11 protein-coding genes are annotated in these 20,871 nt (G+C 49.0%); 5 read left to right on the top strand and 6 right to left on the bottom strand.

Annotated elements, in window-relative coordinates; all coding sequences use genetic code 11:
* The first annotated feature begins 181 nt into the window (after positions 1 to 181).
* From H065_RS0109335 to H065_RS0109325, 3 genes are all read left to right on the top strand, one after another.
* Positions 182 to 1,675, top strand: coding sequence for an efflux RND transporter periplasmic adaptor subunit (locus tag H065_RS0109335; protein WP_017812783.1), 1,494 nt, complete (start codon positions 182 to 184; stop codon positions 1,673 to 1,675).
* Positions 1,668 to 4,790, top strand: a complete 3,123-nt coding sequence (locus H065_RS0109330) for an efflux RND transporter permease subunit (protein ID WP_017812782.1) — start codon at positions 1,668 to 1,670, stop codon at positions 4,788 to 4,790. Before H065_RS0109335 ends, H065_RS0109330 begins: the two co-directional genes overlap by 8 nt.
* A 145-nt stretch (positions 4,791 to 4,935) precedes the next feature.
* Positions 4,936 to 5,823 carry a TetR/AcrR family transcriptional regulator gene (locus tag H065_RS0109325; RefSeq protein WP_017812781.1) on the top strand — a complete coding sequence of 296 codons (888 nt, stop codon included), beginning with the start codon at positions 4,936 to 4,938 and terminating at the stop codon, positions 5,821 to 5,823.
* Positions 5,824 to 5,966: 143 nt separating this feature from the next.
* Here the strand turns inward: H065_RS0109325 and H065_RS0109320 are convergent, their stop codons facing one another.
* Positions 5,967 to 6,395: a DivIVA domain-containing protein gene (locus H065_RS0109320; RefSeq protein WP_017812780.1), complete on the bottom strand. Its 429-nt coding sequence runs from the start codon at positions 6,393 to 6,395 to the stop codon at positions 5,967 to 5,969.
* A 256-nt stretch (positions 6,396 to 6,651) separates the two neighbouring features.
* Here H065_RS0109320 and H065_RS26935 point away from each other — a divergent pair, with 256 nt between their 5' ends.
* Both H065_RS26935 and H065_RS25660 read left to right on the top strand, forming a co-directional pair.
* Positions 6,652 to 8,613 (top strand): AraC family transcriptional regulator, encoded by a 1,962-nt coding sequence (locus H065_RS26935; protein ID WP_238557924.1) that lies wholly within the window; start codon positions 6,652 to 6,654, stop codon positions 8,611 to 8,613.
* 94 nt (positions 8,614 to 8,707) lie between these two features.
* Complete coding sequence (locus H065_RS25660; RefSeq protein WP_017812778.1) at positions 8,708 to 9,718, top strand: ABC transporter substrate-binding protein; 1,011 nt, start codon at positions 8,708 to 8,710, stop codon at positions 9,716 to 9,718.
* A 257-nt stretch (positions 9,719 to 9,975) separates the two neighbouring features.
* Here the strand turns inward: H065_RS25660 and H065_RS0109305 are convergent, their stop codons facing one another.
* From H065_RS0109305 to H065_RS0109285, 5 genes are all read right to left on the bottom strand, one after another.
* Positions 9,976 to 11,409 carry an alpha-L-fucosidase gene (locus H065_RS0109305; RefSeq protein WP_017812777.1) on the bottom strand — a complete coding sequence of 478 codons (1,434 nt, stop codon included), beginning with the start codon at positions 11,407 to 11,409 and terminating at the stop codon, positions 9,976 to 9,978.
* Between the two features lie 176 nt (positions 11,410 to 11,585).
* Positions 11,586 to 12,908, bottom strand: a complete 1,323-nt coding sequence (locus H065_RS0109300; protein ID WP_017812776.1) for a glycoside hydrolase family 125 protein — start codon at positions 12,906 to 12,908, stop codon at positions 11,586 to 11,588.
* Positions 12,905 to 16,519 carry an alpha-mannosidase gene (locus H065_RS26930; RefSeq protein WP_017812775.1) on the bottom strand — a complete coding sequence of 1,205 codons (3,615 nt, stop codon included), beginning with the start codon at positions 16,517 to 16,519 and terminating at the stop codon, positions 12,905 to 12,907. The genes H065_RS0109300 and H065_RS26930 overlap by 4 nt, the downstream gene beginning before the upstream one ends.
* A gap of 227 nt (positions 16,520 to 16,746) precedes the next feature.
* Positions 16,747 to 19,059, bottom strand: coding sequence for a glycoside hydrolase family 3 N-terminal domain-containing protein (locus H065_RS0109290; protein WP_017812774.1), 2,313 nt, complete (start codon positions 19,057 to 19,059; stop codon positions 16,747 to 16,749).
* A 383-nt stretch (positions 19,060 to 19,442) separates the two neighbouring features.
* On the bottom strand, positions 19,443 to 20,678 hold the full coding sequence (locus tag H065_RS0109285; RefSeq protein WP_017812773.1) for an aminopeptidase: 1,236 nt from the start codon (positions 20,676 to 20,678) through the stop codon (positions 19,443 to 19,445).
* Positions 20,679 to 20,871 lie beyond the last annotated feature (193 nt).

The raw sequence follows: 20,871 nt of genomic DNA, 5'->3' as shown, positions 1-20,871 counted from the left end.
CTTTTATTTTAACATCGGTTTGAGGACGTATTTTTGATAGTTTGAATCTACATCCCGGGATTGAGTACATAGAAAACGGCGGTTGTTACAATTGACAAGTAGTGTGGATTGATTCTATAATTCACCCATGAACTAGAGAGTACAAAAAAAACTGGGGAGTTTAGAGGAGGATACTGAAATTATGAAGAAGAGCTGGCCAATGGCCTTTACAGCACTTCTGCTGGCAGTCAGCCTGACTGCTTGTTCAACTGAAAATGCTGCAGTGGAACCGGCAAGCACTACGGTTCAGGTTGCCACTGTCAAACAAGAATCACTGGATGCTGTTTATGATCTGTCCGGTACCCTCGCTGCTTATGATGAGACACCTGTTTCCTTTCAGATTAATGGAACGGTCTCTTCCGTAAATGGTGATGTAGGTGACCGTGTCAATAAGGGATCTGCGATGGCACAGCTGGATACGGCAGATATTCAACTTGAAGTCGAAAATGCCAATCAATCCGTTGCTGCCGCACAGGCTGCGCTCTCAAGCGCACGTGCTTCCATGACTAATGCCAAAGCGGGCCAACAGGCTGCTGCTGCTGGAGTTGCTTCTGCACAGGCTCAGGTTGAAAGTGCCCGTGCCAGTGAGCAGGGCGTATTATCCGGCAAACGTCCACAGGAAAAAGCACAGGCTCAAAATGCTGTAACCAAAGCTCAAACTGCTTATGATCAAGCCAAAACGGCCGCTACCCGCGCACAGACCCTTTTTGATAATGGTCTGTTAAGCCAGCAGGAAAACGAGCAGGCGCAGACGACTCTTACCAACGCAAGTGAAAGCCTCAAAGATGCTCAGGAGCAACTTTCCCTTATTCTCGAAGGAGCCAGCCAGTCAGACCGTGCTTCGGCTGCGGCAGCTGTCAAACAGGCTCAGGTAGGTATTGAAAATGCACAGGCCAGCGTTGCTCAAGCGAATGCAGCTGTAGAACAAGCTCAAGCCGGGGTAGAACAATCCCAGGCCAGCTATGATCAGGCAGTTATTGCGCTTAACACAGCCAAGCTCAAGCTGTCCCGCGCTAATCTCAAAGCACCGGCTTCCGGTGTTATTCTGACCAAGCAGATTTCGGACGGACAGACTGTCAGTGCCGGTACCGAAGTATTCAGCATCGGTGAAATCAACCGTCTCAAAGTGCTGCTGCCGATCCCGGATAGCGAGATTGCCCAGTGGAAAGTCGGTCAGCAGGTCAGCATCAGTCTCTACGATGAAGTCCGCACCGGCAAAGTCGCCAAACTGTATCCGCAAACCAACGAAAATACAGGTTCTATTAATGTTGAAGTAGCCATCAGCAATCCCAATGCAGACTGGAAACCCGGTCAAGTCGTGAGCGCTTCCCGCCAGGCTTCTTCCAAACAGGGAATTCTGCTGCCGGTTGAAGCCGTGATCAGCTCCGGTAGTGATCCGTATGTATTCAAAGAAGTAAATGGCAAAGCAGTTAAAACGACCGTCAAACTCGGCAATCTGTACAATAACCGCTACGAAATCATCGGCGGGCTGAAAGTAGGCGATAAAGTCGTTACCCGCGGTGCAGACCGTCTCTTTGACGGAGATGATCTGACAGTCGGCCAGGCACAGGACAACAAAGCTGCTGCACCGGCAGCTACCAACAATGCGAATAGCGGGGCCAAAGCTAATGATTAATTACTTTGTCCGCAAACGTAAAATCACTTTACTGTTCTTCGTTATGCTCATCCTCTTCGGCGTCACACAGTTGTCCCAGATGCCGAAGCAGCTCATGCCGGACATCGTTGTCAAAACGGCTCTTGTTACCACTACATACGCCGGTGCAACACCGGAATTGATGGAACAGACCGTCACGGAAGTACTGGAGCAGAAGATCAAAGAGGTCACCAATCTCAAAACGATCTCTTCTACCTCGGGTAACGGCATCTCGACGATTACCGTTCAGGCCGAGGATGATGCGAATGCCAAAGATACCTGGAATGAACTACGACGCAAGGTTGAAGATGCTCAGGCGGAACTGCCTTCCGATGCCGATGCACCGGTCGTCAATGATAACCTGACATCCACCTTTGTCCAGTCCTTTGCCATCTACGGCAAAACCAAAGAAGATATCTATGCACTCAGCGATCTGATGAATACCTGGCGTGACCAGCTTCGTTCCGTACCAGGGATTACCAGCGTAGAAATCCAGGGTATTCCGGATCAGCAGGTACGTATTGATCTGGATATGGCCAAGTTGCAACAGTACAACATCTCGTGGGAAACGGTTCGTCAGGCGATCCAGTCAGAGAATAACCGCGTTCCTACAGGTAATCTCACCTATGAGAATCGTTCGTATCAGCTGACTGTTGATAAGACAACCGATTACAATGCACTCAAGGATATTGTGGTCTTCCAGACCGAAGCCGGTATCCCTGTGTATCTCAAAGATGTAGCTGATGTACAGCTGCTCAAAGAAACCGAGTCCTATCTCAGCTACTACAATGGTGTACCTTCCATCTCACTGGATATCAGCAGCCAGACTGGCTCTGACGTACCAACGATGAATGAACGCCTGACCGAGAAAATGAATTCTCTCAAAAAGACACTGCCAGCCAATGTGAAAATCGTCTCCCTCTTTGCACAGAATGACGAAGTGGAACGAATCTTCGGCGGATTGATCAAGGAAATGCTGATCGCTATTGCAGCGGTTATCCTGATTTGTACGCTCGGGATGAATCTGCTGACTGCGGGTTTTGTCGCACTGGCCATTCCAATCTCGATTGCGCTCGGCTTGATCTTCCTGCCGGGTCTTGGTATTACACTGAATCAGATTACAATTGTTGGTCTGATTATCGTACTCGGGATTCTGGTCGATGACGCGGTCGTCGTCAACGACAATATTGAACGAAGGCTGTCCACACTCGGTGAGAATCCGACGGATGCCTCGATCAAAGGAACCAAGGAAGTGGCCATCTCCATTATTACCGCTACGCTGGCAACGATCTCGGCTTTCCTGCCGCTGATGGTATTGCAGGGTGATATGGGTGCCTTTATCCGGCCGATTCCGACGATTATCTCTCTATGTATGCTGGCGTCAATGATCATGTCCCTGACGATTATTCCGATCTTCCGTCAGTGGTACGAAGAACGTCAGATCGAACGCGGCAAACGTCATATTGACAAGCCTGCCGGACTACTCGGACGGCAAATTCAGGCCGTCAGCAATGGTTATGCACATCGCCTGATGCCAAAAGTACTGAAACGTCCTCTGCTGATCGCATTGATCGGTCTGGTCGTCAGTACATTCGCCTATGGTCTGGCAGCATTCACTCCGGTGGAACTGTTCCCGACCTCCGAAGATCCACAGATTACGATCAACGTCAATCTTCCGTCCGGCACATCGCTGCAGGAAACGGATCGGGTCGTACAAGGCATGGCAGCTTGGCTCAAAAAGCAGCCTGAAGTCGAAAATATGGCGTACGCTTCCGGCGGCGCCGCTCCACAGCTGTTCACCAACTTGAGTGGCCTCGGCGGCAGTAGTACCAATGCCGGGCAAATTCTGGTCACCGGTAAGCATGGCATGAATATCAGCCAGACGACCGATCAATGGGCAGATACACTCAAAAAAGATTATCCGGGTATCCAGACTTCCGTTAGCGGAACCGATCTCGGGGTATCCGTCGGTAAACCGGTATCGATCCGTATTCTCGGTGACGATCTGGAGGAAATCCGCAGTCTGACCGATCAGATCAAGCAGATTATCGGTAATACACCAGGTACGTATGGCATTACAGATACGATGGGTATCGATAACTACGCTCTTGATTTTGTTGTTAACAAACAAGCGATGGACCGCTACAAGGTTACCTACAGCAATCTGACCCAGACCCTGCTGATGATGGGCAGTGGTATGAACGTCGGTGACTTTGATAATGGTAAAGATCTGGTCGATATGAAAGTCTATATGAAGGGTTACAGTTCTGCCAGCCCGTCTTCTCTTTTGCAGCAGGTCAATGTGACCAACTCTGCTGGAGCGCAGATCCCGCTGTCTCAGATCGTTAGTATGAAACCAACATTCTCGATCCAGCAGATTGACCGTTATGATCTGCAGCGCGTAAATACGATCGAAGCAGATGTTAATGGACGTACAGCTACAGAAGTTATGCAGGAGATCCAGCCAAAACTGCAGCAGATGAATTTCCCGGAAGGTTATACGTGGGAAATTGGCGGTGAAACGTCTAACCAGGCAGACACCTTCGGTGACCTGGGTAAACTGTTCATCGTAGCGGTATTCCTGATCTTTATCCTGATCGTTATCCAGTTCTACTCTCTGTCGATTCCGATCATCATTATGACCACCGTCTATCTGGCGGCAGCCGGAGGTATTCTCGGTCTGTTCCTGACACGTACACCAATCGGCTTTATGTCGGTTATGGGTATTATCGCCCTCGCAGGTATTGTCGTCCGGAATGGTATCGTATTGATTGAATTTATCGAAGACGCCAGACATGAAGGTATGGAATTGAAGGAAGCGATTATCCAGGCGGCCTCCGCTCGTTTCCGTCCGATCCTGCTGACTTCCCTGACTGCGATTGTGGGTATGATTCCTATCGCTACGGTCGGCGAGCTGCTGTTCCGTCCGCTCGGGGTTGTTATTATCTTCGGTCTGATCTTCTCTACCATTCTGACTCTGTTCGTTGTTCCGTCTCTGTATATGGTTGTCGCCCGTTCCAAAGACAAGCGCCAAGCCCGTAAAATGGAACGTAAACAACGGAGAGCAGAAAAGTTAAAAGCTGCTCCAAAAATGTAATCAGGATAGACAGATACTACCTCAAATATAGACGGCAGAGACTGGTATTCCGATGCCTACTCTGCCGGATCGAAAACGGACTGCTACAGCAAGGGTCCGTTTTCGATATTTTACAGGCCTATTATATATGGAAGGAGAAGCGCCCTTGAAAAGCAAAGAAGAAGATATTATCGAGGCTGCGGTTCGACTTTTTTCCGAAAAAGGATATACGGCAACATCTGTCGATGAAATTGCCAAAGAAAGCGGAATGGCCAAAGCTTCATTTTACAAGTTTTTTCAGAGTAAGGAAGACGTACTGATTGCGACAGTCAAAATGCATTCGCAGACAGTGGAAGAGCATATTTTCAGCTTCTATGCTACAGCGGATGACGAACCGCAGCAAAAGATATCCAGCTTTATTCAGGTCCATATGAAAAGCACACTCGAGAGCAAAATCCATTCCGTGATGATGTCTGTTCATGACAAAAGCATCCTGCAAAATGAAAAGTTGCTGGAAGAGTGTCTGCTACTGGAATATCGGCTGAATCAATGGAGTACGGACTGTCTCGTAGATATCTATGGCGATCAGGTGAAGCCTTATGTATATGATATTATCTTCCTGATCCGTGGGCTGCTTATGCAATACATGTTCCTGCCGGTCATCGGGATCAAGTCCAATCTGGATCAGTCCGAGATATCCGACTATCTTGCCAAAATGGTAGATGGAATGGCCAAAAATATGTTTGATCATGGCTACAAACCGATCTGGGATTACAACGAATTGCAGCTTGGCAATCAATATGTCCAAGACAGTCCGGTATTCAAGGGGATCATGATTCATGAGTTGATGTTCAGTCTAAAGCGCAGTCTGCACCATCTGAATCTACCGGATCAGGAAAAAGAAGAAATCTGGCAGGTACTTTCTACACTGGAACAGGAAATCGCCGATCCGCAGCGCCGTTCTGGCATGATCAAAGCCATGCTGCAATTTCTGGAACAGCAGTCGGTATTCACCGATGATTGTACGCGGCTCCAAAAAATACTGGCGGTTTAAACCCGCTTTGAACAAAACAGTATGCAAAAGGCTGTATTCCCTTTCGAGGAATACAGCCTTTTTGGTGTATCGGTTACAAATTGCAGCACTACCGGCATATGTACTGTAAATCGTAAATAGCAGGATACCGGATAATGACTCTATCAGTATTGGTCTGAACGGTCTTCCTGCAGACGCGCACGCATCTGGGCAATCGTACGCTCCAGACTGACAATGGCTTCGGTTACTACGCTCTTGTCCACGCCATTCTCCAGCGCCTGGGCTCTGGCAAAAGCACGTTCCTTCTCTTCATGAACGCGTTCCTTTTCGGCCATGGCACGCTCTTTTTCATACGTCTGGCGGCGCTGTAGCTCATTATATTTATCGAGCAGATCCGTAATGATTTTGTAGAAACGCTCATAATCGAGGATGACATCATCCAGGAAAAAATCCACTTCTTCCTGAGAGTACCCTCTCATTTTGCTGGTAAAATCTTTTTCGTGAATTGTAAGTGCATCAAACTTGATTCCCAGCTGCTTGAATAACCGCTTCTGATCCTCCAGCTTCCGCTGATAGTTCTCATCAACAGCCATATCCACCATTCCCCTCATTTCTTGTTTGGACAGGTTGCAAGTCCAGACTTTTCTGCTTATAAATGTACCATAAACGATGCATTTGGGGAAATGTTCATACAGTTCTCACCCACCTCAGGGTATGAACTCCTTTCAATCTTTTATTGTTTTATGTATTCCTCTTTCCTTTCTCCCGTATCTGCGGCAAAATACAAGTACGATGTAGACCCAACTTCTCATTGTAGACCTCAACTGGAGTGTGACGGTAATCATGTTTTTGAAAAAGCAAGTGATCAAGCGCGGACAGCATGTCTATACCTATTATCGACTGGTCGAATCGTATCGCGATCCTGATGGCAAAGTGCGACATCAAACGATTCGTTACCTGGGACGACTAGATGATGAAGAGGCAGCGAATGTTCGCAGGCAATTGAGAGAAGGCTCGCTTGAACCTTACCAAACCGATTCTATCCCTACGATAAAGCCCCATTCAGAGCCCCACCGTCCAGCGGCTGTACCAGGCAGCATCCCTCTTCTGTGGAGACCTGTTTCGTTTACATCGATGTGTTTTGATACATCTTTTACATCCCAATGGATGGTAGCTGATCATGATACCCTGTTCATGATTGGCAAAGGCAGCGCACGAGTGACGATTCGAGGACATGCAGCGAATATGGATGCGCAGCAGATTCTTTTTTGCCCGGAAGGTGCAGGTGTTCATCTTGGTAATGCCGGACATGAACCGTTGGAATTATTTCGTCTGGTATTACAGGAGATTCCTATCGATGCAGACTACCTGCTTGCCACGACAACATCGGCTAAGCTTGCAACACGGCCCTCTTTTTTGTCTGCTGTAGGAAAAGGAGATTGGAGCGAATCCGCAGCTATTTTACATATCCAATCTCCTGCAGAAATCCGTCGACTGTGTGGAGAATTGAATACATATAGTGAACATCATGTGCATCAGCCATTACAAATGCTGGGCTTTTATCGAAGTTTTTATGAGCTGCTGCAATTGTTATGTATGGAAACCATAGTTACTATCAAAAATGATCATCTGACTTTTGAACAAATAATTCAGTATGTTCTGACGCATTATCGCGAGAATCTGCGTCGCGATGAACTTGCACGTCAAATGGGAGTAACTCCAGAACATTTTTCACGCCTGTTTCGCAGTTACAAAGGATGCTCTTTCAGCACCTATTTATCCACAGTGAGGCTGAATCAGGCACGACTGGATTTTCAGTTGTCACAGACGAGTACAGATACGATCGCCCGGCGATGCGGATACAGCGATGTGCATTATTTTAGCCGCAAATTCAAGCAGCAGTTCGGCCTGCCTCCCAGTCAATACAGAACGTCACCCAAGCAGTATGCTGCCTGTGATATCCCGCTAACAGCCATGTTATTGTATCTGGGAATCGAGCCAGCCGCAGGTTATCTCGATATCAATATGCTTCGCCGCTGGCAGGAGCATTTCTGGCCGCTGTCCAGCGCCAAACCAGGCGGCTCATCAAGTGAAGCAGAAGAGACAAAGCCTTATTTACAGCTATCCCATCTGGAGAATCTGCCTGCTCCCTCTTCAGAATGGATTCAAACGATCCAGCCTGACCTCCTGTTCGCTTATGAAGACTATCCGAATATAGGGCAGCTGAATGAATACGCACCGATTCAGAGACTTTCGCTTGAGCACTATAACTGGCGTGAACAGTGGCTCTGGCTTGCCGAACGTGTCCAACGCCAGCCTCAAGCTCAGGCATGGCTGCAGAGCTGGGACATCCGACTGGAAGCAGCCAGACAGAACATACAACCCTGGCTGGCCAAACGCGAAACAGTAGGCATTTATAAGATTGTAGCTGAAAAAGTATATGTATACGGTAATTTGCGCAGCATGGGCGGTCCGTTAATCTACGATGGATTGGGCTGTGAAGCTCCAGAATCTGTTCGACAGCAGATTATTCATAAGGGACTGTTAAATATGGAAGTGCCTCTTCACCAGCTAGATCATTATGCTGCCGATCATATGATTGTTATTTATTATCCGATCGAGCACCAGGATCGCGAGCCCAGGCAGACTCCCCTGTCTGTAATGAATTCACCTTGGTGGAATCAGCTCCCTGCTGTACAGGCTGGAAACGTGTACATGATGGACCCGCATATTTTTTATGGATTTGATCCTTTTTCCCAGGAACTGCAGTTAGATCAGTGGCTGCAATGTCTGGCATCATATTTGCCATAAGAATTGATCACTATTGTCCATAGACGAACCTACAGCCGGTTGATATGATTCTATTTGATAATCATTATCAATTAGCAAATTGGAGGAATGGACAATGAATAATCGGCTGCTTACTAAGCCAGCCTGTATGATAGCGATGATGATAGTGACTTGTCTGCTGCTCGCTGCCTGCGGACAATCTACTGCTCCAACAGCTTCATCCAGTACAGCAACAACAAATACCGACACAAGCACCAATGCTGGTACAGACACAGCAACAGAACGTACGATTGATACAGCAAAAGGTAAAATTACGATCCCTGCTCATCCGGAGCGTATTGTATCAACTTATTATCATGGTACATTGATTGCCCTGGGTCTAAAACCGGTCGCCGCCACCAAAGAATGGTGGATGGGCAGCCCTTTTCTAAAAGAACAGGAGCAAGGCATAGAGGATGTTGGTACCCCAACTTCCATAGAGAAAGTCATGTCGCTGAATCCCGATTTGATCGTCATTAATGATTTTGATGTCAAATCATATGATCAATTCAGCCAGATCGCACCGACTCTCTATGTTCCTTACACCGCGTACAATAATCCCAAAGAAGAGATTCAGATGTTTGGCAAATTATTGGGACGCGAACAACAAGCTCAAGCATGGCTAGCCCAATATGATGAAGCTGCTCGTGCTGCCCGGGAGAAAATCAAGGACGTCGTTAAACCTGGCGAAACTGCCGTTTTGATCAATGTACGAGAAAAGAATATTTCTATTCTTGGCGACAATTATGGACGCGGTGGATATGCATTATATGATGCCTTGCAGTTCAAACCGCTAGACAATGTCAAAAAAGAGGTGATCGACAGCCGCAAGCAAATTCTGCCGATCCAGATGGAAAATTTACCCGATTACCTCAATGCTGATCGGATTTTCATTTGTTTTAATGATGGAACGACGGAAGCTCAGAAAAAAGCCGTATTAAATAGTGCTGTCTGGAACAGTCTGCCCGCCGTCAAAAATGGTCAGGTCTACGATCTGCCTTATGATACGTTCTCTTATTATGATCCAACATCAATTGTCGGACAAATCGGAGTGCTGGCGGATATGATCGTAGATAAGAACAAGTAATTGAAGTCGATATTCTATATTTTCTATTAATGTATGACGTATGATTTAAATATGACAACAGCTAATCAGTCAAACCATCAGTTAAACAGCACATGATGACTCTTTTCAAAAAAGGGTAATGCTGAAACTGGTGGTTTTTTTGAATATAAAAAGACTACCTGTATGTAACAGATAGTCCCTCTAACCACAACTTGCTATGTGAAATGAACCTGGAATAAGTTCAGCCTAATCCAATCACTCTTCACCTATTCGGGTGTTTATTGTACATGCAATCGAAAAACATGAGCAATGGGGGCTTGTGCTTCATTCTGTACTGCCAGTGGCAAATGAACCTCGATACCTTCTGCTGTCTGCTGGAAAATCAATGATGCGGTGATCTCTTCTCCCAGCAGATCAATAGACTGTACGCTTCCTTTATACGGAATAAGATGAGTTGCCGGAATACTCGTATGCTCGTCGGTATATAAATGACTGGCGTATACTTTGTGCTCCGGCATCTTCGCTGTAAAAGCCCAGTTTCCCGTATAAGCAGGTTCACAGCTGCGAGTCCCATACACTGCTTCTCCATATACGTTCAGCCATGCACCCAGTCCTTTTATACGATGAATTGCTCCCTCGGGTAAGCGACCGTCTGGCTGTGGACCCACATTAAGTGCCAGATTTCCTCCTTTGGCAACGATCTCCATCAGCAGATGTACCAGTTCACGAACCGATTTGTACTGGTCCTCATAGCGGAAAGAAAAAGACGTGCCCATGGTCACGCAGCTTTCCCATGGAATCGACATGGGATGCTCGGGCACAGTTTGTTCCGGCGTTACAATATTCTCGTAGGCACCGCCGACGGTACGATCTGCTGCCAGCAGCCATGGCTGATGCTGTCTGGCCCGGTCCACTACTTCACCCAGACGAATGTCCTGTCCTCTCTTCCCGGGACGTACCCATCCCGCATCCAGCCAAAGTACATCGATACGTCCGTATGCAGTAAGCAGCTCTGTAATCTGATCATGTGTAAACTGCACAAATTGTTCCCATAGCCATGGATACTTATGCGGGTCATACGTTGGACCACGCCAGCTGTGCTGCCCACGCTCCATCCCATCTGCCCAGTAATAGGGAGTATGCCAATCCGCCTTGGAAAAGTAAGCCGAAATCGCTAGTCCCTTTGCACGAAAAGCATCAAATAGGTGGCCAACAATATCAGCATACTTATGTCGATGAAACGGCGTGTCTTTGCCTGTAATCCGGTAATTGGTTGTATGCGTATCCCACATACAAAAGCCGTCATGATGCTTGGTCGTAAAGTTCAAATAACGAAAGCCGCCTTCACTCGCCAGATCTGCCCATACTTCCGGCTGAAATCGGATCGGGTTAAACGTCTTGTTCAAATCAAAGTATTCACGCTTGAGCTCCTGAGGATCGTCCTGCCAGTCAATTCCATCGCGTGACCAGTCTCCATCCTCATCACTGAGTGCCCATGATTCAACAACGCCCAGTTGGGAATAGGGTCCCCAGTGCATCATCAAACCCAGCTTCTGATCCTTAAACCACTCCAGGCGTTCCAGCAGAACCGGATCTTCCGGCTTCACCCATGATTCTTCGCTACTGTAGTTGTGAACCCCATCCTGTACGACGGCAGGCTGCTGGTCATGGGGTACGTTTAATTCTGTATCCTTGATTGGTTGATCGTTCATGGTATATCGCCTCCGTGGAATGATCATTGTGAGCAGGCTGTACGTATGCGGTGCATTACTGTGTGATGTGTTATTGTGCTGTGTTGAATGTTTTCCTTTGCGGTGGTAGTTGTTGGTTGGGCTGGTGAAAGTTCAGCCGCTGCGAAAAGGGATTGGGACACGTCCATCCTTATCACTTACTTGTCCAGCAGACCTTTTTGCATGGCGGTATAAACAAGATGGGAAAACAGGCTATTTGACCAGGCAAACCAGGGACGGGTAAATGTAGCAGGATCGTCGGCATGGAAGCCTTCGTGCATATAGCCGGTGTCGGCATCGGTGGCTTCCAGCATATCGATCATGGCGAGCATTTCTTCGTCGGTGCTGGCTGTCAGTCCTTGCATGGATAGTCCCATATGCCAGATATAATCTGGTGGGGTATGGGGGCTTCCCATGCCGCTTGCTGCTTTACCTTCAAAATAAAATGGATTCTCCGTACTGAGAATAAAACGCCGGGTCTGCAGATACATCGGATCATCTACTGCACAGTAGCCCAGATACGGCATAGAGAGCAGACTTGGTGTACCGGCATCGTCCATCAGGCAATAGTTGCCGAATCCATCTGTCTCGTAAGCATAGATAGGACCATACTGCGGGTGACGGTAAATACCGTACAGCTCGATGCCATGCTGCACTTCTTCTTCCATCTGCTCCAGCTCTGCAGCAAACTCCAGATCGCGGTATACAAAACGCACCATCTCCTGCATCTGGCGCAGACAGACAACGGCAAACATATTGGACGGAATATTATAATGCAGTTCACAGGCATCATCACTTGGACGGAAACCGGACCAGATCATGCCTGTATAGTTGACCGGCATCCCTTTGCCCTGATTGCGAATCGTATCAATCGACGGACAATTACGCCGGGTAAAACGGTACGGTGATTCTTCCATATGATGCTGTTCCGTACGCCATAATTCATAGATGCTGCGCAGTCCCTGCTTGAATCCACTATCGAAAATATCGGACTTGCCGCTTGCTTTCCAATAATGGTAGGCCAGCCGGACGGTAAAGCAAAGCGAATCCAGTTCAAACTTGCGCTCCCATACCCACGGTCCCATATCTGTCTCATCTGCGGGGTCCCAGTGCCAGTCATTTGCCGTCTCATTAAACGCGTTGGCATAAGGATCTACAGACAAGTAGAACATATGACGGCGAATCAAACCACGAATAATACGCTGCAGCTCTTCATCTTCTCCGCAGATCGGTACATAGTGCATCAATTGTTCCACTGAATCGCGGAGCCATAGTGCAGGAATATCGCCGGTAATGACAAAGGTCGTATCATCCTCCAGCAGCTTGGTGGTTGTCTCCAGCGTATTGGGAAAACAATTTTTAAACTGCTCTGCCAGGCGCGGACGATGCGCCAGACGTTCCTCGGCTTCTTGAAGAACCTTTTTCACAGCAGGCGGCAGGGAAAGTTCGGGCATATGAATAGTTGCCATGGATTGAGTCATGATACAATACCTCTCTTCCACTTCAGGGTTTTGATCTCATACGGACGGAACGACAGAGTGATATGACCGTCAATTACAGATACAGGTTCCAGTTCATCCTCCAGCAGATTGGTGAGCATTACCTGATCGCCGCTTGCTGATCCGGTAGCCGGATCACCTGGCATGATCCAGCCCATTTTCACCTGACCGCGGCTGCCTGAAGACTCGTATAATCGCATAATCGTACCGTCGCCATCTTCGGCAGGTTTGATCGTTTCCAGAATAATATGATCGGCTTCATAATGCAGCAGCGGCTGTCCTGCCGGTATCGGAGCTACATCTTCCGTTGATACTGTTGTCTGGGAAGGAGCAGCTTCGAATCTCTTGGCAAGCCGGTATGGTGCAGGCTGGTTAAGCTCCATTGCTGCACGAACTACATGGGCTTCCCGCCAATTGCCACCATGCGGCAGCAGCGAATACGTAAATTCGTGAGTCCCCTGGTCTGCCTGTACATCCGGCCATTTGGGAGCACGCAGCAGGGACAGGCGCATATTTTCATTTTTGATATCATAGCCGTATTTGCAGTCATTCATCAGGCTGACTCCATAATTGCCTTCGGATATATCGGCCCAGCGGTGCCCACAGACCTCGAATTGAGCCTGTTCCCATGAAGTGTTGCTGCTCATTGTCCGTTCCAATGCGCCGAATGGAATCTCGTAAGTAGCCGAGGCTGCCACCAGATCTACAGGGAAATTGACCTTGAGCAGTTTATGACTTTCCCGCCACTGTACCTGTGTCTTGAAATCAATTCTCGGATGATCTGCATACAGATACATATCCTGCGTAATCTCTGACTGTCCGATCTGCCAGCTGAACCGTAAAATATCACCAGTACTGCCCCGCATGATCACCCGGGAAAATAGCAGCTGGGCTTTGCCAGCAGACTGCCCTGCAAACAGCGGATCAATATCCCAGGCGTCCCAGAGCGTTGGACGATCATGATAGTATCCAAAAGCATTACCCGTATGCCCACTCTGAATCAGTTCACGATCATAACGCAGATCATAGAGGGAACTGATCTCACCGCGTTCATTAAAAGCGATCCGGTAAAATGGCGTCTCCCAGACCGGTGGAACGCCAGCTCCCAGTACAATATCGTCGGGACCTGTCACATCGTCCTCATGCTCGTATTCGCCTCCCACCTCAATATGAACTGCGTTGGCTGCTTCTATGACCTCTTCCTGCTGCGGACGAAGCCATACTGCTCGACAGCCAAATGCCGGGATCGATGGGACGTATACGCGAAGCAGATAGCTCGCTTCTGCCGTCTCAGCAGGCTGCAATACTTCTTCTATGGCATCCGCATCCGGACCAGAAGACAGCTGCTGATCCGATGTGGAAACTGAATCCAGTGGGACAATACCAGGCAGACGCTTCCGGGCAGCAGTGAATTGCAGAACAGGCTCTCCTGTCGTCTCTGAGGAAGATTCGGTTATTTCCCGAGGAACGATGTCGCTGGGCAGACGTTGCCCTTGCTGATCATAGACAGCCATTCCCTGCAGCTCCTTGCCTCCCTCTATCTCCAGCCATTCACCACGTTCCCAGCCGAGACTGTTAAATACAACACAGGCTGTTCCTTCACCCGACAGATTTAGCGCATCGATCCACAGATCCAGCGCCTGATCCAGTGCTCCCTGGCCGATTCGCATAATCTCTTCGTACTCCACATCCGACGTATTATAGACTTCGGTAATGGCTGAACCGGGCACGATATCATGGAACTGATTGAGCATAATACCTGTCCATCCTTCACGGAACCGTTCAGCAGTGATCACCGGGCCCGCCGCTTCCCGGCTTCCATTCCAGATGAGCGGACTGACCGAGTAATCGGCTGCATTCACCGCATTCTGTAAAGTATCAGAGATATTTGATAGCCCATCTGTATTATTCTCAGCTGCTACCGAGGACACAAGTGATCCTGTCGCCGGATGGCTCTTTGCCTCATGTGGTTGTACAGACAGGCTGGAACGATTCAACCGTACAGCTACCAGCCGTTCCCACACTTCCGCTTCCCGGTACAATACCTCTGCTTTGCGGTTGTATCGCTTGTTCCGTGCCTGGGTCGTGTAGGTTCCCCGATGCAGCTCCAAATACAGATCTCCATGCCAGGTCGGCAGCTCGTCAGCCTTTTCGGCAGTATGGTCAAAAAATTCCTTTGCTGTTCCAAAAGACGCCTGCGGCTGACCGATCATCATCTCTGCGTGCTGCACATACTCCACCATATCGAGGGTGACGCCACCTCCGCCATCGCCGTGACCGTATAACAGCATCTGCTCGGGGTGGACATTTTTCTGACGGTAGGATTGCCAGTGTTCATCGATATCCTTAACACTGGTCGACTCATTCACCCCGTGATTCAGGTAAGACAATACCGGCGTACCATCAATGCCTACCCACTGGAACAGGTCATACGGGAAAATATTCGTATCATTCCAGTTGAGCTTGGTTGTCATAAAATAGTCAATCCCCGCCTGACGCAGCAGCTGGGGCAATGATGCCGCATAACCGAACGTATCCGGCAGCCACTCGATCGTCGAGGTTACACCGAATTCCTCCCGGTAAAATCGCTGTCCGTACAGCAGCTGACGGGCAAGTGATTCGCCGCTTGGAATATTCAGATCCGGCTCCACCCACATGCCGCCGACCAGTTCCCAGCGCCCTTTTGCAATATAGGCTTTTACTTTGGCATACAGATCGGGATAATGATCCTTCACATAGGCAAATAACTGAGGTTGGCTCTGGGTATAGATAAATTCCGGGTATTGCTCCAGCAACGTACACATCGTTGAAAACGTACGGCTGGTCTTGCGTACCGTCTCCCGAATCGGCCATAGCCAGGCAATATCGATATGCGATTGTCCGACCATAATCATGCGTCCATTATTTTCCTGTGACGAAGTATATGGTCCGGTCTGCTCACGCAGCAGTTGTTCCAGCTGACTCCACGGTTCTTCCAGTTGCCAGGAATCTTCCGGCAGATCATAGGCGGCATTCATGCATTGTTCGAGTGCCTCCGTCATATGTAATCGGCGCAGTTCTCCTTCCGGCAGACGGCGAACCGAGTCCATCAATAGCCGCAGACTGTAGATCAGACTGCGTAATCCGGCATTTACACTAACCTGGCTGGCAGTGAACCCGGTAAGCGGTATTACCTTTTCCGGCTGTCCGTTCAAAGGGTCATGCGGTTCGGGAATCGGATCATACAATTCAATCTCCAGCTGCAGCGTCTGACCGGCGTGTTCCGGACGTAAAGGAACAAAAGTGTGATTGCGGTCCAGACCATGATAGAACTCTCCATTCACCCGCAGCAGTCCTTCACCGCCGCCTGCGCTGAACAACAGTCCAGCCGGATGCTCTGCCCAGGATGCAGGCAGCGACACTTTGGCTTCCAATAAATAAGTAATCCCGTGCTTCCCCTGCAGCGTCATATTACTCTGACGGCGGGGTGACAATGTCTCATAGCGTCCTGCTGTAATATAACGTGCCTCTTCGATCGTCCAGTCAGTCAGTTCTATCTGTTCCAGCCATTGTCGTTCGGCAAGATGCTTCACAAATCGTTCCATACGATGCATAGTGGGCCTCCTTGGGCAAAAACCGCGTATAGTGTGCTGATGGTAGTATAGTGACGTGTAGGGAAAAGACGGCATGGTTAGCGTATTTTATTCCTAGTGTGAAGTGTTCTATTTCAAATACTTCATTACTATTGATCTGTTTGGATATTGGCTCTTCCTGCTTCTTAATAAAGAACAGCTTAAGATAGCAGATCCTGCTGTAAAATATGCCGGTTGAACCGTATCCGTTACTTTGCAGCGATAACAGTCAGAACGGCAGACTTGCCTGTTACAGAGCTGCCACCAACCTGAATTCGGAACTCTCCAGGCTCAACGACCCTGTTCAGCTGCGAGGTGACCAGTTCCAGGTGCTCGGGTGTCAGGGTAAAGGTGACCTCGCTGCTTTCGCCCGGTTCCAGCCATATTTTATAGAATCCTTTTAACTCTTTATCCGGACGGGTTACGGAGGATACCAGATCGGTCAGATACAGCTGGGCGACTTCCCACCCTGCCCGGCTGCCGGTATTGGTAATCTGCACGGTAATCGCCGCCGATTGATCGGGCTGAATCAATGCCGGTGAGACCACAGGATCACTATAGGCAAAAGTCGTATAGCTCAGTCCATGCCCAAATGGATACGCAGGCTGCAGATCCATTTCCAGATATCGCTTGCCTCGTGTGCGCTTGCCATTGTAATAGATCGGCAGCTGTCCTACATGACGGGGAACCGAGATGGTCAATCGTCCCGAAGGATTCACCTCTCCATACAGAATCTCGGCCAGCGCATGTCCGCCTTCCTGCCCGGGATACCAGGCTTCGATAATGGCATCTGCGTGTTCATCGATCCACGGCTCTGCGACTGGACGACCATTGATATAGATGACGATCAGCTTTTTGCCCAGGGCATGAACCGCCTGACACAGTCTTAGCTGTACACCGGTCAGATTGAGGTCTACCCGGTCAATGCCTTCGCCGCTCTCCATATCGCTCGCTCCGGAATTATGTACCAGAGATTGGCCGGTACGCAGATCGACGGTGCCTTCGCCAAAGTCCCTTGCGCTCGAACCTCCAAGCACCATCACTACGGTCTCTGCCTGCCCTGCCACTTCCAATGCGTATGCAAACCCTTCCTCCGATTCATCACGGATGCGGCAGCCTGGCGCATACAGAAGCTGATCATCCAGCCCCTTTGCTGCCAGATATTGACGAATGCCTTCCAGCACAGTAATAACTTTGCCTTCCGGTTGTGGCGAAGTATAATCACCCAGCTGGTTATACGGCGTGTTGCCGTTGGGACCGATAACTGCAATTTTACCAGCTGTCTCCAATTGGATTGGAAGCGCATTCTCTTTGTTCTGGAGCAAAATAATGCCCTGGCGGGCGACTTCCCGTGCCAGCTCAATGTGCTCTTGCGAATGAATGAGCTGCTCCGCCCGGTCAGGATCTACATAAGGATGGTCAAACAATCCCAGTCGGAACTTGATCTCCAGCAGACGCTGCACCGCCTGATCCAGATGTGCTTCATCGGCGATTCCCTGCTCCAGCGCAGAATTCAGATACCGGCTGAACATGGAACCGGACATCTCCAGGTCAATGCCTGCCTTCAGTGCGAGTGCTGTTGCCTGCTCGCCATTTTCTACAATATTATATCCGTGTACCAGCATATTCATGGCGCTGGCATCGGTGATGACGAATCCGTCAAATCCCCATTGTCTGCGCAGTACCTCTTCCAGCAGATACTCGCTGGATGTGCACGGCACACCGTCGATCTCGTTATAGGCGGTCATGACCGATACAGCTCCCGCCTCTACGGCCTTGCGAAAAGGAACCAGATCCACCTCGTGCAGTTCCTTCATCCCCATATGTACAGGCGCTGCATTGCGTCCACCCTCCGAAGCGCCATAGCCTGCAAAATGCTTGAGTGTAGCCATTACACTGTCCGGTGCATCCAGCCCCCGACCCTGTAGTCCTCTTACAGCAGCTGCAGCCAGCTCGCCAGCCAGATAAGGATCTTCGCCATACGTCTCTTCTGTACGCCCCCAGCGCGGATCGCGTACAATATCGAGTACTGGTGAATAAGTGGCCACTCCGCCCTGACTGCGCGTCTCTATCGCCACCGCATGACACATCTCTTCATACAGCTCGGTGTTCCATGTGCTGGCAGCCAGCAGCGGCACCGGATAGACGGTAGCGCCGATCGCCATATGTCCATGCGAGCACTCTTCGCCAAACATCAGCGGAATGCCCAGCCGGGATTGCTCTATTGCATACTTCTGAATGGTATTCAGCGCAGCTGCTCCCTCACGCGGAGACAACCCGGTCTCCAGTGTAACTTCTGTCCATGGATCGGCACGCAGTGCTGCGTAGAGCGCACCTATCCGGCCTTCCCGGATCTGCTGTCTGAATTCTTCGGTTAATGTAATCGTACCGTCAGAATTGCGTTCAAATGTCTGCCAGCCGAATATTTGTACCAGCTGCCCGACTTTTTCCTCCCTGGTCATTCGTGAACATAAATCCTGTACTCTTTCCTGCAGCGAATACGTTGCATCTTGATAGATCATGATGGCAATCACCCTTTACCCTTTTGTTGAGAGAATGGTTGACGTACATTTTTCGTGTCAGCTTTTAGCAAAGAATGTCTAATTTATTGGAGTATTGGCAATGGTGTTGTGTTAGTACTTCTGCTTTGAAGAGGGGATACCTGTCTAAAAATGATTAAAAATTTTACTTTATGCCATAAAAAATTATTTATTGTCTTCTCTTTTTGCATTTTATCGACTTATAGTCGTACCTATCTTCTGTTAGATGCCGATCATCCAAATCGACTGATTTCAAAAAAAAATGGGCAGTTTCTTTTACTGCATCAGCAGGAAAATACAGCAAAAAGACGGGATCTAATGACCCCGTCTGGTTGATGATGCACCTATGAAAAAGATTCGGAAAATCAGAATGCCCAGTTGCCCTGACGGAAGACCGGTTCAATCGTGCCATCCGGCAGTTCACCGTCAATATCCAGTTCTGCCGAGCCAACCATAAAGTCCACATGGGTCAGGCTGACATTGGCGCCGCGCTGTACCAGCTCTTCCTTACTAAGCTGCGTACCGCCTTCGATATTGGTTGGATAGGCGCTACCCAGCGCAAAGTGGCAAGATGCATTCTCATCAATACCCGTATTGTAGAAAATACGATTCAATCTGGAAATCGGAGAGTCGTATGGAACAAGCGCAATTTCTCCAAGATAGGAAGCGCCCTCATCCGTATCCAGCAGATCGGTCAGGTACTCGCGTCCGGCTGCCGCATCATATTCCACGACTTTGCCATCTTTGAATGTCAGTGTGATGCCTTCGACCAAGCGGCCGTTCAGGTTCAGCGGCATCGTGCTCTTCACCGTTCCATTTACACCGGTGCGATGAGGCATGGAGAATACTTCCTCTGTCGGCATGTTGGCGACAAAGTAAGTACCCGCGTCATTCTCGCCACCGCCACTACGCCAGATATGGCCTTCCGGCAGCTGTACATGCAAGTCTGTTCCAGGCGCGCGGTAATGCAGGCTTTTGTACTTTTTGCCATTCAGCAGATTTTTGCCTTTACGCAGATGCTCGATATGTTCGCGCCAGGCGGCTACCGGATCATTGTCTGCGGTAACCCGGTTCATCATGAAGATCGCTTCCCACATCGCAGGGATGCGCTCTGCTTCGGGCAGATCGGCATATACCTTGTTCGCCCAGGCTGCAGTCGGTGCTTTGATGAGCGACCAGCTGATGCGGCTGTTGCGTGTGTAGACGCTGTATTTCTCATTGGCTATCGCTGTAGCCTTGACCGAAGCGGATACTTTCCAGGAATCAATACCATCAAACAGCTCCGGATTCGGTACTTTGATACGCAGAATGGCTCCGCCTTCTTCGGCGAATTTCTCCATCATGTCGGCATGCCACTGCGGATAATAGCCAAACGTATCATCGGCTGCATGCTCGTAGCGGATACGAGTGACCTGCTCGTCATCCCAATCGACCATGACGTATTTGGCACCGGCGTCATAGGCTTTGGCTACAATCAGCCTTGTCAGTTCGGCCGTCTCCAGAGGTGCATTAACAATCAGCACCTGACCTGGCTGGATATTTACGCCAACCTGAATGACCAGTTCAGCATATTTTTGCAGCATGGTTGTAAAAGAATTCATTGTGCTCAGCCCCTTTGCTATCACAGAAGTAGTCCAGTGGATCTAACTATTTGTTTCATTTAAATCCATTTACAGCAATTAATGTCCCGCTTTGTACAATAGAAATAAATTAACTTGCCACAAATTCCAGCAAATGTGCAGAAAGAAGAAGTGAAGCAGATTGGTTTATATTCTTTTTGAAAATGCGGATATT

It is taken from the genome of Paenibacillus shenyangensis, assembly GCF_000346635.1.
Taxonomy (GTDB): domain Bacteria; phylum Bacillota; class Bacilli; order Paenibacillales; family Paenibacillaceae; genus Saccharibacillus; species Saccharibacillus dauci.
This window is presented reverse-complemented; position numbering and strand designations above follow the sequence as displayed.

Bases quoted from the DNA above. Each gene is read 5' to 3' on its own strand.
- H065_RS0109320 (WP_017812780.1), bottom strand. From the start codon at position 6,395: ATGGCTGTTGATGAGAACTATCAGCGGAAGCTGGAGGATCAGAAGCGG.
- H065_RS0109290 (WP_017812774.1), bottom strand. From the start codon at position 19,059: ATGATCTATCAAGATGCAACGTATTCGCTGCAGGAAAGAGTACAGGAT.
- H065_RS0109285 (WP_017812773.1), bottom strand. From the start codon at position 20,678: ATGAATTCTTTTACAACCATGCTGCAAAAATATGCTGAACTGGTCATT.
- H065_RS25660 (WP_017812778.1), top strand. From the start codon at position 8,708: ATGAATAATCGGCTGCTTACTAAGCCAGCCTGTATGATAGCGATGATG.
- H065_RS26930 (WP_017812775.1), bottom strand. From the start codon at position 16,519: ATGCATCGTATGGAACGATTTGTGAAGCATCTTGCCGAACGACAATGG.
- H065_RS0109335 (WP_017812783.1), top strand. From the start codon at position 182: ATGAAGAAGAGCTGGCCAATGGCCTTTACAGCACTTCTGCTGGCAGTC.
- H065_RS0109305 (WP_017812777.1), bottom strand. From the start codon at position 11,409: ATGAACGATCAACCAATCAAGGATACAGAATTAAACGTACCCCATGAC.
- H065_RS0109300 (WP_017812776.1), bottom strand. From the start codon at position 12,908: ATGACTCAATCCATGGCAACTATTCATATGCCCGAACTTTCCCTGCCG.
- H065_RS0109330 (WP_017812782.1), top strand. From the start codon at position 1,668: ATGATTAATTACTTTGTCCGCAAACGTAAAATCACTTTACTGTTCTTC.